The sequence below is a fragment of the Serratia sp. Tan611 genome (assembly GCF_905188235.1).
Taxonomy (GTDB): Bacteria; Pseudomonadota; Gammaproteobacteria; order Enterobacterales; family Enterobacteriaceae; genus Serratia_B; species Serratia_B rhizosphaerae.
Genome location: NZ_LR994655.1, coordinates 2586076 through 2599979 on the forward strand (window position 1 = coordinate 2586076; position 13904 = coordinate 2599979).

13 protein-coding genes are annotated in these 13904 nt (G+C 58.2%); 4 read left to right on the forward strand and 9 right to left on the reverse strand.

The genetic code is table 11. The features are described 5' to 3' along the window. Window positions 1–23: 23 nt before the first annotated feature. The 9 genes from dpgD to TAN611_RS12220 form a co-directional block, all read right to left on the reverse strand. Window positions 24–836, reverse strand: coding sequence for an enoyl-CoA-hydratase DpgD (gene dpgD / locus TAN611_RS12180; protein ID WP_105231233.1), 813 nt, complete (start codon window positions 834–836; stop codon window positions 24–26). Between the two features lie 47 nt (window positions 837–883). Next, entirely contained in the window at window positions 884–2143 is a 1260-nt protein-coding gene (locus TAN611_RS12185) for an enoyl-CoA hydratase/isomerase family protein (RefSeq protein WP_187044647.1), read from the reverse strand. Window positions 2144–2150: 7 nt separating this feature from the next. Next, window positions 2151–2792: an enoyl-CoA-hydratase DpgB gene (gene dpgB, locus TAN611_RS12190; RefSeq protein ID WP_187044646.1), complete on the reverse strand. Its 642-nt coding sequence runs from the start codon at window positions 2790–2792 to the stop codon at window positions 2151–2153. 22 nt (window positions 2793–2814) lie between these two features. After that, window positions 2815–3972 carry a 3,5-dihydroxyphenylacetyl-CoA synthase DpgA gene (gene dpgA, locus TAN611_RS12195; protein WP_238404465.1) on the reverse strand — a complete coding sequence of 386 codons (1158 nt, stop codon included), beginning with the start codon at window positions 3970–3972 and terminating at the stop codon, window positions 2815–2817. 24 nt (window positions 3973–3996) lie between these two features. After that, entirely contained in the window at window positions 3997–5031 is a 1035-nt protein-coding gene (locus tag TAN611_RS12200; RefSeq protein ID WP_238404466.1) for a PLP-dependent aminotransferase family protein, read from the reverse strand. Window positions 5032–5352: 321 nt separating this feature from the next. Then, the gene (locus tag TAN611_RS12205) at window positions 5353–6594 is read right to left on the reverse strand and encodes an ATP-grasp domain-containing protein (protein WP_187044644.1); all 1242 of its coding nucleotides are present in this window, start codon (window positions 6592–6594) and stop codon (window positions 5353–5355) included. 206 nt (window positions 6595–6800) lie between these two features. Beyond that, complete coding sequence (locus TAN611_RS12210; protein WP_203066508.1) at window positions 6801–7985, reverse strand: sugar efflux transporter; 1185 nt, start codon at window positions 7983–7985, stop codon at window positions 6801–6803. A 448-nt stretch (window positions 7986–8433) separates the two neighbouring features. Continuing rightward, the gene (locus TAN611_RS12215) at window positions 8434–8610 is read right to left on the reverse strand and encodes a hypothetical protein (protein ID WP_160030994.1); all 177 of its coding nucleotides are present in this window, start codon (window positions 8608–8610) and stop codon (window positions 8434–8436) included. Between the two features lie 178 nt (window positions 8611–8788). After that, window positions 8789–9697, reverse strand: coding sequence for a LysR substrate-binding domain-containing protein (locus tag TAN611_RS12220; RefSeq protein ID WP_105231239.1), 909 nt, complete (start codon window positions 9695–9697; stop codon window positions 8789–8791). Between the two features lie 201 nt (window positions 9698–9898). On the opposite strand from TAN611_RS12220, the gene TAN611_RS12225 reads away from it, so the two are divergent. The 4 genes from TAN611_RS12225 (at window position 9899) to TAN611_RS12240 (ending at window position 13888) form a co-directional block, all read left to right on the forward strand. Beyond that, the gene (locus TAN611_RS12225) at window positions 9899–10648 is read left to right on the forward strand and encodes an SDR family NAD(P)-dependent oxidoreductase (RefSeq protein ID WP_105231240.1); all 750 of its coding nucleotides are present in this window, start codon (window positions 9899–9901) and stop codon (window positions 10646–10648) included. 67 nt (window positions 10649–10715) lie between these two features. Beyond that, the gene (locus TAN611_RS12230; RefSeq protein ID WP_105231241.1) at window positions 10716–12014 is read left to right on the forward strand and encodes an MFS transporter; all 1299 of its coding nucleotides are present in this window, start codon (window positions 10716–10718) and stop codon (window positions 12012–12014) included. A gap of 15 nt (window positions 12015–12029) precedes the next feature. Next, window positions 12030–12881: a transketolase gene (locus TAN611_RS12235; RefSeq protein ID WP_187044642.1), complete on the forward strand. Its 852-nt coding sequence runs from the start codon at window positions 12030–12032 to the stop codon at window positions 12879–12881. Beyond that, window positions 12878–13888, forward strand: a complete 1011-nt coding sequence (locus TAN611_RS12240; protein ID WP_105231243.1) for a transketolase family protein — start codon at window positions 12878–12880, stop codon at window positions 13886–13888. Before TAN611_RS12235 ends, TAN611_RS12240 begins: the two co-directional genes overlap by 4 nt. Window positions 13889–13904 lie beyond the last annotated feature (16 nt).

The following is a 13904-nucleotide window of genomic DNA, read 5'->3' on the forward strand; positions in this document are numbered from 1 at the left end:
GCCGGCAGATAGCCTGACGATATTCACGTGCCCGACCAAACCGGCGGCCTTTTTTCCAGAAAAGCGTCCACCCCCTCAAGCAGGTCCTGGCTGTGCAAGCGCCGCTGTTCTGCGGCATACTGCGCCTGAAAAGCCTCCGGCAGGCTTTTATCGGCGCTGTCGTAGGCAATATTTTTAATCGCGCGCGTCGCCGCCGGCGAGCAGCGCAGAATATCATTCACCAGTTGTTCAACCGTATCCGCCAGTTTCGCCCCGTCGACCACCTGATTGACAATGCCGAACGCCTGCGCCTGACGCGCCGAGATCTGTTTGCCCGTCAGCAGCATCTCCATGGCCAGTTTCATCGGCATCTGCCGGGTCAAGCGGAAAATTCCCCCCGCCCCCTGAATCAAACCAAGCTTGGCTTCAGGCAGAGCGAAAACTGACGCTTCACTGGCGACAATCAAATCGCAGGCCAGCGCCAGTTCAAAACCGCCGCCAAAGGCGTACCCCTCCACCACCGCAATAATCGGCTTGTAAATATCAGTGCGTTCGGTCAGTCGCGGCCAGCCTGGACGTCCGGCGCTGCCCAGGCTGGAAAAAGGTTCGCCGTCGGCGTAGCGCGTTTTCAGTTCCTTCAAATCCTGACCGACGGAGAAGGACTTGCCGCCCGCGCCGGCCAGCACCGCCACCCACAGTTCGTCGTCATGGTTAAAATCTTCCCATACCGTCAGCAACTGCCGGTGCATGTCAAGATTCATCGCGTTAAGCACTGCCGGGCGGTTCAGGGTGATATAGGCGACATGCCCCCTTTTCTCGTATAACACCGCCGGCGGTAGATTGTCTCGTTCTGCCATATTGCCTCATCCTGTTTCATCAGGCGCGCCGGTCAGCGCGCCTGTCATTACACCACCGGCACCTCAGGGATTTTTTTGGCGAATTTACCGGTCTTTTCTTTTACATCGACGGCATACATTCTGATGACCTGTTCGCGACAGAATGCCTGCATATAGTCGCGGAACGCCGCCAATGGCTCTTTGGCAAGCACCAGCATGCGTTTATTCACCGGTACGGCCGGCGCCGCCATCAGCGTAATCGCTTCCTGCAGGGTTCGTTCCAGCGCCTCTGCAGCCACGACCCGATCGAAGATAAATCCGGCATCAGCATCGTCAGCCCTGACTTTACGCCCATGCAAAATCACCTGCTTGGCAAAGCGCTCGCTGGTCGCGCTGGTGAGCCGCAGATTGGAAACGCCGGGAATAATGCCCTCTTTGGCTGCCGGCAACGAGACATAGCACCCCTGCTCGCCGATCACATAATCGCAGGCCAGCACCATCTGCATACCGCCGCCGATGGCGAAGGTCTCCACCAGGGCGATCCAGGGTTTCGTGATGCTGACCGCCGCCCCCTCTGACGGGCAAACGACGCCGTGGATCAGCTTGTTAATGCACCCCATCTCTCTGCCAATCAAAAATTCCGGATAAGAGATGCCGGCATCGTGCAGTTTTTTCAGATTGATGCCCGAGCAGAACACCCGGCGGCCGGCATATTTCGGATGGCTGACCACGCCGCCGCGCAGTACACCGGCTTTAACCTTGTCCGATAAATGGACAATATCCGCCGCCGTTTCCAAATCGCGGACAAAGTCGCCGTCTTCGGCATGCAGCGTATCACCATCAAGGAAAGTGACCACCGCCGCCTCGCCTTCCTGACGGATCTCCAGCGCCGTCAGTCTGACGTAACCGCTGCGGTTAAAGGCCTCGACCAACGGCAGCGACGCGTCTTTCGGTTGCAGCATGGCGTTTAGCAGATGCGTACCGGCGTCCTCGTCCTGCAGCACCTGCGCCAGGAAAAGCGAAAAACAGTAGTCGGCAGCCGCCTGCTGCGGCGTGCCTTGCGCGATCTCGCCAAACAGCAGTTCCGCAGCAGACTGATAAAGCGCCTCAATACGCTGAGAGCGGCAATAGTGCCCCGTCCATAACCGGTACAACGCCAGCCCGTAGCGCGAGAAAAACTGCGTAACGTCCGGGTCGGCAGCGCATTCGGCAATGATCATATCGTCTCTGAGGGCGCTATTGCCGTAATGCGCCTGCAGCGCGGTCTTTAACGCCGCGGCCTGCTGCCGCAGCGCATGGGAGAACTCATCGGTATGTTCACTCATCATCCGGCGCTTACCCCTGACGCAACGTACGGTCGCTGGCGGACAGCGACAGGCCGATCGTGTCCTCGTACGAGGTATGACAGGCCTCCAGCATCAGCTTGCGGCGTACGCGGATATCGGTAAAGGCGTGCGGGTTCATGCCCATCGCCAGATCCTCCGCCAGCGCAGCGGGCTGCGTGCTGGTGCGGTCCAGCAGGCCGCTCGCCAACGCCTCCTCGGCGCACAGCGTATTCCCCAGCACCAGCAGCAAACGCACCCAGTTGGCCGCCAGCTGATTGGTTAAGCGATGAATCAGCATCCCCGGCAGCGTGATATCTTTCCCGCGCAGGGCAAAGGTGCTGTCAGGCGTGCCCAGACGCAGATCGGCAATGGCGATAATGGATAAGGCCACCAGCCCGCATTCGCCGTCGGTGGTGGCGATCAGCAGCGCATTCAGGTTTTCCACCCGGCGCAGCGCCTTTTCCCACTTGTGCAACAGACCGACATCCATACTCTCTGTTCCCTGCGCCGGCGCAGCGCCGCCCGCAAAAGCGAACAGCACCTGATCGATCGCCGGAGTATTTTCAACCTGAGCGCAAAGTTGATTAAGTTGTTCAATCATGTCGCTGGTAATTGCCGCTGAGCCGGTAAAATTGATTGTTAGACGTTCCATAAATGACCTCAATTACGTTAAATTATTTTTCCCATTGCACCAGGGCAGTTTCAATCGCCGCGCCGGGGCCCATCGTCATAAAGACCCCGATATCTCCGGCTGACGTTATTTTTTCATTTTGCAGACGTTCTAAAGAAAACAGGAATGAACCGCTGGAAAGATTGCCGAAATCATTTAATACGCTGCGCGTGTGGCGCAGATCGCTTTTCGTTAATCCCAAATTGATACAAATTGAATCGAGCACTTTTTTGCCGCCGGAATGCACGACCCAGTGATCAATATCGCTGACGTTGAGCTGATGTTCGCCCAGCAGTTTATGCACCACTTTTTCAACTTTCGATCCCACCACATACGGCACGTCTTTTGAGAGGTAAAAGCGGTTTTTATGCTGCTCATCATTCCAATCAAACTTCATCATGCCGATGGCCGAAGGTTCGGTCAGGCTGAGCTTCGCCCGCAGTTTGATCGCGCCGGCGGGTGGCGCATCGTCTTCCGACGAGCTGACGACCGCCGCAGCGCTGGCGCCGTCGCCAAACAGGCTGTTAACCACCGCGGTAGGGAGCGTGCCGTCCTCAATGTAGGCCGCAGAACAGATTTCCGTGCAGACCACCACCGCCAGCTTGCCCGGATTGGCAAGCGACCAGTTTTTTACCGCGTCCAGGCCGTTCAGCCCGGCGGAACAGCCCATGCCGACAATATCAATCCGGTTGCAAAAGTCCGACACCCCCAGCGATTCACAAAAACGGGCGCTTAATGCCGGCACTAAAAAACCCGTCGACGTCACGCAGCAAATACAGTCAATATCTTCAATCCGCATGCCGATTTTATCCAGACACTTGCGGATTGCATTCCCCCCCAGTTTGAGCGCATTTTTTTCATGACGCGCCAGCATTTGCGCATGCGTTTCACCCTCGGCGGCGCTTCCCGCCATATTGTCTATCGACAAATATCTTTTGCTGATTCCGCTGTTAATAAATATGGAGCGAATGCGGCTATCCGTAATATTAAGGTTGTCACAGACCTCGCTCTGTGAATAGGCGGTTTCCGGTACATCATGCGCACAGGCCAGAATATAGGCGTTCATTCCGTTATTCGTTCTCTCTTTCATCTGCAAATACCCACCGTCATCTATAAATACCCGATCGAATTCCATTCGATTAGCGGGAAAATGAAATATCACTCTGTGAATGAAGCTGTTTAACGTTCAGATCTGTTGCGGCAAGAGTTTTTCATTGAGAAACTGACAAAACTTGCGGGTTCCCGCCGCAATCGCGGCCGGCGGGTAATAACTGAAGGCGAGCCGGATACCGTGAGCGCGCCGCCGGCCGTCCCGCACCGCATAACTGACCGGCAGAAATGTCACCTGATACCCCTCCGCACAGTCGAGCAGGTGCGCGGTGTTGATCTCCTGCGGCAAGCGGATATACACGAAAAAGCCGCCGGCAGGCGCGTGCCACTGCAGCAGACCGGCGTCCAATTCCTGCTCGAGCACCTGCAGCATCGCGTCACGCCGGGCACGGTATTCATCGCGGATCGGACGGATCCAGTTTTCCAGTGAGTATTGATGCTCGATTAAAAAACCGGCGACAATTTGCTGATTCAGCGCACTGCTGCTCAGGCTGGTGTGATCTTTAATATGCAGCAAATGGTTAAAGGTTGCGTCGCCGTGCCGGCTTATTACCAGATAGCCCAGACGCAGCGACGGACATAACGTTTTGGAAAACGAGCCGATATAATAGACCTGGCCTGCGTTATCCCGGGTTTTTATTGCGCGGGGCTGTATGCCATCGTAATAGAACGCCGAATAGGTGCCATCCTCAATAATCTTCACCCCCTGCTGAGTGCAGACCGCGAGCAGCATGCTTTTCTCCGCCTCGCTCAGTTGGTAGGTCATCGGATTATTAAAATCAGGATTGATATAGATAAGTTTTATCTGCTTACCCTGCCGGCGATACTGCTCGATAACCGCCGGCAGCAGCGTAAAATCAACGCCGCCGGCAGGATCGGCAAGATCGTCGATAGCGATTTTAACGGATGACTTCCCCAGGACCGCGACGCAATCGGTAAATCCGAAGTAGCTGGGCTCAATAATCAGCACGCAATCCTCGGGCTGGCGTAATTCGTGCAGTAGCACCAGGTTGTAGGCTTCCTGGCAACCATTGGTCACCAGAATCTCCTTCTCGCCAGCGTGGATCCCCTCATCATTCGCCAACCATTTGGCGAGATGAGCAGTAATCATCCCCTGGCTAGGTCCGTAAGTGTAAAGATTCTCTCTGATTTTCGCGTTGTCATAGTGCTTTTCTGTCCGTAAGAACGCCTGATAGATCCGCGCATAACGTTCAAGATCCAGTCTGGCGTAAATATCAGGGTTGGGACGCCCTAATGACAGTGAACAGGCATGAGGATAGCGCTGGTTAAGCGCGCCCACGATGGATAAAACACTCTCCTGAGTTGGCATACAAACATCCGTTGATTCATGTAGATAGTGATGACGGGCCGCAATAAGGCCGGCCAGACGCGTTGCCTGTCACACGCTCGTCGCCGGCGTGCCGCATGTTATTTATTCATCGACGATGCGATAAATATCATCCCGCTGCTGCCATGCCAGGATTTGATTAAAATCACGCGTTAACTGGGATTGATCCTGATGCAGTAAATAAGCGAATCCGGGCAATCCCTTGGTGTCCGCCGTGCGGGTGACGCGCTGTCCCGGACGCGGCAACGCAAAGAAATTGGAAAAGGAAGGAAGCCGCTCTATCGCGCGTTTCCCCGGCATCGCCTCCAGCACGCCGTCGCGCTTGAACAAAAAGGATATTTCAGACACATAGGCATGCATGCGGTAATGCGTGCCCACGTAGCGGTCGATGAAATCCTGCGGCGCCAGATACATGGCCGCACACAGGCTGACCTGGGTGTAACCGAGGCAGGCGCTGAATGTCACGTCATTGATGGAGGCGCCCATCAGGCGGGCATTGGTTTCAATCAGCACCGGCCCTTCCGCCGTCAGGATCACCTCATTGTGCGCCGCGCCATAATCGACGCCCAAGGCGGATAATACCTCAAGGGTATAGGTCGCCAGCGCTCTGGCGTACGTTTCCTGCGCATCGATCAGGTGCATCCCTTCAAAATTGTAAGCGCCGCCGCTCACCCGACTGCGCACCTGCTCCCAGATGTCCGTCACATAATGCTGTCCGTGCCAGCTCAGCGTGTTGACGAAATACTGGGTGCCGTCAATCAGTTCCTGGATCAACAATTCATCATTCACATAACCCAGCAGATTCTCTTTGCCCAGCAGTTGTTCTGCCGCACGCTGCACGTCCTCCCCGCTCTCACACAGCGTTACGCCGTCGCTGGCGCCGCTGTTCAGCGGTTTTACAATCACGGGATAACCGTTCAGCTCGGCCCAGGACACCAGTTCCGCGGCTGAAGAGGCCTTGCACTGCCTGATTGAGCGAATACCTTTTTCCGCCAGCTTTTGCTGCGAAATATACTTATTCCGTCGCCAGTCGGTAGTTTCTGGGTCATTCGCCGCCGGTATCCCCATGGCTGACGCCAGCATATCCGCCAATGCAATGCCGCTGTCCGCACCGGCAATCACATAGCGAATATCATACGGTCTCAGCTGCTGGATAAGGTCATCCAGCGATCCGGCATAATTAATGGTTTCGACAAATCCCTGAGTACGCGTTTGGCGCGAAAAATCTTGCCAGATATGCACCACGTCGCAGCCGCGCGACATAAATGCCGCCGCCAGTTCATTTCCCGTTGATAGCGCATCAATAATAACAATCGTATTTTTCACCAACCACTCCTGTCTTACGTAAGAATAAAACCGGGAAAATAAACACCCAAAATAAACGACACGAATATTCTCGCGCCATTATCTGGCGGGCTATCGCCAGCGGTGCATTAATTATTTATCAGAAAGTAAAAACAGGCATCCCCTGCCAAAATAACGGCCGTTATATTATTCCTGATATTTTACTATTTTGTTCTTGCGAATATCGTCTAAGCGTCTTTAACCTTTAACAACAACAATAATGCCAGCAGCGACAGTGACAGCGCCGCATAATAAACTGCCTGATGATTCCAATGCTGACTGATGGCGCCCTGAAGCAAACCGGCAAAAATCGCCCCGGTGGCAATACTGTTGCTGTACAGCGTACTGGCCGTTCCCGGGCTCTCCGGCATCAATTCTTGCAGATAGAGCATACCCAGTGCGCCGACAATACCGATAAAAACAGCATTCAGCACCTGAATCGCCGCCAGCGCCCACGGAGAAACCGCCTGCGTCATGCCCAGGTAAAACAGCGCGGAACAACCGGCGGCCAGCAGCATCATAGGACGCGTGCCAACGCGCTTGATCACCGGCGAGCAGAACAGCATGATCAGAATTTCCAGCCCTGCCGCGCCTCCCAACAGCCAGCCGGCGAAACTACTGCCCATACCCGGCAGGCTGCTGATATATATCGGCATATCGATCAGGTACATCGTATCGCCGCCCCACAGCAGCGCCAAAGCGGCAAACAGCAGCCAGGCTTCTTGCAACCGACCCGTGGCCGTCGGGGTAGCGGACGTCGCCGGCGTCGCTGAACGTGGCGGCACGTCCCCCGCAGGCAGCGAGGACAGGACGAAAAGTCCGCCCAATACAAACAGCAGAGCCACCAGCAGATACAAGGCGGTAAAACCGAAATGCGCGATGATAAAGAAAGCAACGGGCGGCGCGATCACCCAGGAGATCGAAATCTGGGCACGCATCCGGGTGGTGAATTTGATAACGTCAAAATCGGCGCCGACCGAATACTGACGCGCCAGAGCAAACAGTTGCGGCATCGCCGTTGTCGCCAGCGCCGACAGTATTACGCCTGCCGACACCAGAATGCGATAATCCCGGCTAAACGCGAACAGCAAGGCATTGGCTATGGCAACCGAACAACACAGCAGGATCAGACGGCGGCGATTACCGCCCGCATCCGACTTTCGCGCCATCAGTTGGCTGACGCCTACGCCGGCCAACGCGTTAACGGTATAAAACATCCCCACCATAAACGGACTGGCGCCGATTTCCCGCGTCAGAAACAGGCTGACAACCGGCATTTGTAACGCGCCCGCCATTCCCAATATTAAGGCTACTGCCATAAAAACAATATTGACGCCCTGTCCCTGGCTTACCGTATCACGCTCCAACTCCATAAACCCATTCCGTTATTTAAATAGAGAAATAAAAAACACAGGGGAAAAACACCCTATATTTATATCGCAGCGGCACGACCGAAAGGATCATCTTACGGTTATTTTTCATGCTGCTGTTCACATGTTTTATTGATCGTTTTTAGCGCGACAATATCTGATGGGGAATAATAATGTCTTTTTAAGTGACCGTTTCGTTAAAAAGCTGGTGAATATATTTAACAGACTTTTGGTCTTTTACAATGCGCCATTTTTCATCGTAGGCGTTATATCCTTATGCCAAAAAAGTGACTTGCATTTTTTTTGACATAAATCACTGAAACGGAAACGAAAGGCTGGGGATTCCACTGGCGTTGCCGGTTAACTCGGACTTATCTGCCAGATGGCGCCGGTCTCGGCAGCAACATGCACATTTGCATCAACATGACGCATATTAGCAGTGGTCTGCGCCTCATACCCACGGCCACAGTAGGTCATAGAGGAATTCCAGGACGTTTCTGCGCCGCCGGTTTGGCGGCAGTAACGTCTCTGGCTGCGGTGCTTTGGGTCGCTTGCAGGCAACGCCCTGCTCATCCAGCGCCTGCCAGGCGGCCTGCCGCACGCTCAGAACAAAATCTTGCCGCAGCATGCGCAGCAAAATCGCCTGGCCGCCGTCGATCGGCCGCTGGCGCAGCTGTTCGATCAGCGCCAGGCGTTTGCGGTAATCCGTTTTATCGCGCGACAGCCGATCCGCGTGTTCAAGATTGATAGGCGATCTCCAATGTCTGTGTCTGACAACCAGGCGCGATGATAGCGCGTCCGGGCCGTCAGTACATCCTGTCGCTGTCCAGCGCCTGCTGCATCCAGTGCAAAAAGCGCTTCACCCGCGCCAACTGGCCGAAACCGCGCGGATAAACCAGATGATGGGCGCTGACCGGCAGGCTCAGCGCCGCCGGAAACAGCCGCACCAGCGAGCCGTCGCGCAGGTAGTCCCGCGCCAGCAGTTCGCTCTCCAGCACCACGCCGTGTCCCAGTCGCGCGGCCTGCAGGCTCATGTAGGAACGGTCAAAGCTGAACACCCAGGGGCGTTCCGGCTGGGGCAGATGGTGGGCGGCGAACCACTGCGGCCACTGGATCAGCGGCGTTTCCGACAGAATCAGCTGGTGCTCCGCCAGCGCTGCCGGCGAAGGCGCCGGATGACGCTGCAGATAGTCCGGCGATGCCATGGCGGTAATGCATTCATCACGTATCGTTTTGATATCAAACGGCGACCAGTCCGGGAAGCCGTGGCGGATCGCCACGTCGATGTTATCGCGGCTGAACGACAGGTTTTCATAAGAACATGACAGTGTCACGTTAAGCTCCGGACAGGCCTCATGCAGCTGCTTCAGCCGCGGCAGCAACCACAGCAGGCCGAAGCTGGGGGCGCAATGGATGCGCAAGGCATTGTTCTCTTTCTGGTCGCGGATCTGCGCCGTGGCCTGGGCCAGGTTCAGCAGCAGCTGACTGATTTCACGCAGGTAGGTTTCCCCCGCCAGCGTCAGGCTCACCCCTTTGGCCGAGCGGTTAAACAGCGAGTTGCCCACCAGTTTCTCCAGCTTGGCCAACTGGTGGCTGGCCGCCGAGGGCGTGATATTCAGCTCTTCCGCCGCGCGCGCCACATTGCCGAAATGCGCCACCTGCTCAAACACCTGCAGCGCCTTGATTGAGGGGATCGCCGCCTTTTGTATCTCCAACCGCCGTACCTCCACTTGCCGTGATTTCGTCACAGCCTGTCACGTCGCCGGAGCTGAAAATGTTAAGCCGATCAAAACATAAGTTTAATTCATCATCGACTGAATTTTTTTGCATTGCCGAAAAGTGCATCTCCTTCAATGCTGAACACACCCTACCGGCCGCGATGGCCGTAAAAACATAAAAATACTCAGGAGTCGCAGATGTTACTGAACAATAAAATCGCCGTTATCACCGGCGCCGCCTCCGAGCGCGGCATCGGCCGCGCCACCGCCGCCTGCTTTGCCGCCCACGGCGCACGCGTGGCAATCCTGGATCTGGATCGCCACGCGGCGGCCCATGCCGCGCAGCAGCTTGGCGACGGCCATCTGGGACTGGCGGTTGACGTCGCTGACCCGCAGGCGGTCAATCAGGCCGTGGCGCAAATCCTCGAGCACTACGGCCGCATCGACGTACTGGTCAACAACGCCGGCATTACCCAGCCGGTAAAAACGCTGGAGATCGGCATGCAGGACTACGACCGCGTGCTGGACGTCAGCCTGCGCGGTACGCTGCTGATGTCGCAGGCGGTGATCCCGGCGATGCGCGCCAACGGCGGCGGCAGCATCGTCTGCCTGTCGTCGGTATCCGCCCAGCGCGGCGGCGGCATCTTCGGCGGCCCGCACTACAGCGCCGCCAAGGCCGGCGTGCTCGGGCTGGCGAAGGCGATGGCGCGCGAGTTCGCCCCGGAGCAGATCCGCATCAACAGCATCACCCCCGGCCTGATCCAGACCGATATCACCGGCGGCCTGATGCAGGACGAGCGCCGGCACGCCATTATCGACGGCATTCCGCTCGGCCGGCTGGGCAACGCGCAGGACGTCGCCAACGCCGCGCTGTTCCTGGCCAGCGACCTCTCCAGCTACCTGACCGGCATCACGCTGGACGTGAACGGCGGCATGCTGATTCACTGACCCGGCCTCGCCCGCCTTACGGCCCCCGCACCGCGGGGGATCCCCGTCTGTTTCAGGAGTGGACATCATGACAACGCTTAACCTGACCGCCGCCGCCGGCGTGCGCGACACGGCTTACCGCAAGATCGCCTGGCGGCTGATGCCGATTTTGATGCTGTGCTACCTGTGCGCCTACCTTGATCGGGTAAACGTCGGCTTCGCCAAGCTGCAGATGATGGACGATCTGGCTCTCAGCGAAACCGTCTACGGTCTCGGCGCCGGCATTTTCTTTATCGGGTATTTTTTCTTCGAAGTACCGAGCAATCTGATCCTGCACCGGGTGGGCGCCAGACGTTGGATCGCCCGCATCATGATCACCTGGGGACTGATTTCCGGCCTGTTCGCCCTGGTGGAAACCGCCTGGCAGTTTTACCTGCTGCGCTTTCTGCTTGGCGTGGCGGAAGCCGGCCTGGCGCCCGGCCTGCTGCTGTATCTCACCTACTGGTTCCCGGCGGCGCGGCGCGCGCGCATGACGGTGCTGTGGTTTATCGCCATTCCGCTGTCCGGCATGATCGGCGGCCCGATCTCCGGCTGGATTATGGAGCGCTTTGCCGGTGTGCACGGCTGGGCCGGCTGGCAGTGGATGTTTGCGCTGGAGGCGGTGCCTACGCTGCTGATGGGGCTGGTGGTACTGATGGCGCTGAAGGATCGGGTCGAGGACGCGCCCTGGCTGGATGAACACCAAAAACGCCTGGTGCGCGCCGATCTCGACGCCGACGATCAGCATAAACACCAGCACGGCACCATCGCCGCGTTTATCGGCGACAGGCGGCTGTGGCTGCTGGCGCTGATCTATTTCTGCGTGGTGATGGGCCAGTATGCGCTCACCTTCTGGCTGCCGACGCTGGTCAGAAACGCCGGCATCCGCGAACCGCTGCAGATCGGTCTGCTCAGCAGTCTGCCGTATCTGTGCGCCATCGTGGCGATGATTCTGGCCGGGCGCAGCGGCGACCGTCATCGTGAACGGCGCTGGCATCTGGCTATCCCGATGCTGGCGGGCGCTGCGGCGCTGCTGCTGGCCACCCAGTTCGGCCATTATGTCGCGCTGTCGGTCGCCTTTCTCTGCCTGGCGGCGGCGGGCATCCTCTCCGCCTCCTCATTGTTCTGGATGCTGCCTACCAATCTGCTGGGCGGCGTTTCCGCCGCCGCCGGCATCGCCGCGGTGAACTGCTTCGCCAACCTGGCGGGCTTCTTCTCCCCTTACCTGATCGGCGGCATCAGCAGCATCACCGGCTCGCCCGCCTGGGGCATGTATCTGATCACACTGGTATTGCTGGCCGGTTCGCTGTTGGTGTTCCGCATTCCGGCCGCGCAGGTTAACCGATAATCACGGAGTTAAAACATGACCACAATCGATGTACCGCAGACCGCCGCGCTCTCACTGCAGCAGCGGGCGTACAACATTCGCCGGCACGCGCTGATTATGGGCCAGGTGCAGGGGCAAGGCTATATCGGCCAGGCGCTCGGCGCTGCAGACCTGCTGGCGGTCAGCTATTTTCACGCCCTGCGCTACCGCGCGGACGATCCCGAATGGGAACAGCGCGACCGTTTCTATCTGTCGATCGGCCACTATGCTATCGCGCTCTACGCCGCGCTGCTGGAGGCCGGCATTCTGCCGCTCGATGAGCGCGAAACCTACGGCGCCGACGACAGCCGTCTGCCGATGTCCGGCATGGCCGCCTACACCCCCGGTATGGAGATCACCGGCGGTTCCTTGGGGCACGGACTGGGCATCGCGGTGGGCGCCTGCCTGGGGCTGAAGCGCAAAAACAACCCGGCGTTTATTTACAACCTGCTGTCCGACGGCGAACTCAATGAAGGCTCCACCTGGGAGGCGGTGATGTCCGCCGCGCACTGGCGGCTGGATAACCTGATTGCCCTGGTGGACGTCAACAATCAGCAGGCGGACGGCCACTCGTCGGAGATCCTCTCCTTCGAACCGCTGGCCGACCGCTGGCAGGCGTTCGGCTGGCATGTGCAGCGGGTAGACGGCAACGACCTCGACGCCCTGGTGACCGCCTTCGACGTCGCGCGCCGCCACGATAAACCCCAGCCTCGGGTGATCCTGTGCGACACCCGCATGGGCAAAGGCGTCCCTTTTCTGGAGGCGCGGGAGAAAACGCACTTCATCCGCGTGGATGAACATGAATGGGATCAGGCGCTGACCGCCCTGGAAATCGGAGAACAACCATGAGCCAGACCACCACCACGCCCGCCGGCGGCAAAAAGCGTTTAACCACCTCGGCGATGATCGCCTCCATCGCCGCCGAAGGCCAGCCGACACAGTCCGCGCCGTTTGGTGAAGCGCTGGTTGCGCTGGCCCGGCAGCGCGACGACATCGTCGGCATGACCGCCGATCTCAGCAAATACACCGATCTGCACCTGTTCGCCAAGGCGTTTCCCGAGCGTTTCTATCAGATGGGCATGGCGGAGCAGCTGTTGATGAGCGCCGCCGCCGGCATGGCGCGCGAAGGCTTTACGCCGTTCGTCACCACCTATGCGGTGTTCGCCGCCCGGCGCGCCTATGACTTTATCTGTATGGCGATCGCCGAGGAGAACCTGAACGTTAAAATCGCCTGCGCCCTGCCGGGGCTGACCACCGGTTACGGCCCGAGCCATCAGGCCACCGAAGATCTGGCGATCTTCCGCGGCATGCCGAACCTGACGGTGATCGATCCCTGCGATGCGCTGGAGCTGAGCCAGATGGTGCCGGCGGTGGCGGCGCATCAGGGGCCGGTGTATATGCGCCTGCTGCGCGGCAAAGTACCGCTGGTGCTCGACCGTTACGATTATCAGTACCGTCACGGTAAGGCCCAGCGGCTGCGTGACGGTAAAGATGTGGTGATTATCGCCAGCGGCCTGATGACCATGCGTGCGCTGGAGGCGGCGGAACAGCTGGAGCAGAGCGGCGTCAGCGTGGCGGTGGTGCATTCGCCGGTGATCAAACCGCTGGATGAGGAGACCATTCTGCGCGAGGCCGGCGTCTCCGGCCGGCTGGTGATCGTTGCGGAGAACCATTCACAGATTGGCGGTCTGGGGGAAGCCGTGGCGTCAACCCTGCTGCGCAACGGCGTGACGCCGGCGTTCCGGCAGATCGCTCTGCCGGACGCCTTCCTGCTGGCCGGCGCGCTGCCGACCCTGCATGACCGTTACGGCATCTCCACCACCGAAATCATCCGGCAGATCAAGGGCTGGCTGTAGCTGTAGGCCGCACCGC

Coding starts and splice junctions, on each gene's coding strand:
- TAN611_RS12210 (WP_203066508.1), bottom strand. CDS start 7,985: ATGGAGTTGGAGCGTGATACGGTAAGCCAGGGACAGGGCGTCAATATT.
- TAN611_RS12230 (WP_105231241.1), top strand. CDS start 10,716: ATGACAACGCTTAACCTGACCGCCGCCGCCGGCGTGCGCGACACGGCT.
- TAN611_RS12215 (WP_160030994.1), bottom strand. CDS start 8,610: ATGCTGCGGCAAGATTTTGTTCTGAGCGTGCGGCAGGCCGCCTGGCAG.
- dpgB (WP_187044646.1), bottom strand. CDS start 2,792: ATGGAACGTCTAACAATCAATTTTACCGGCTCAGCGGCAATTACCAGC.
- TAN611_RS12185 (WP_187044647.1), bottom strand. CDS start 2,143: ATGATGAGTGAACATACCGATGAGTTCTCCCATGCGCTGCGGCAGCAG.
- dpgD (WP_105231233.1), bottom strand. CDS start 836: ATGGCAGAACGAGACAATCTACCGCCGGCGGTGTTATACGAGAAAAGG.
- TAN611_RS12235 (WP_187044642.1), top strand. CDS start 12,030: ATGACCACAATCGATGTACCGCAGACCGCCGCGCTCTCACTGCAGCAG.
- TAN611_RS12200 (WP_238404466.1), bottom strand. CDS start 5,031: ATGATTACTGCTCATCTCGCCAAATGGTTGGCGAATGATGAGGGGATC.
- TAN611_RS12225 (WP_105231240.1), top strand. CDS start 9,899: ATGTTACTGAACAATAAAATCGCCGTTATCACCGGCGCCGCCTCCGAG.
- TAN611_RS12240 (WP_105231243.1), top strand. CDS start 12,878: ATGAGCCAGACCACCACCACGCCCGCCGGCGGCAAAAAGCGTTTAACC.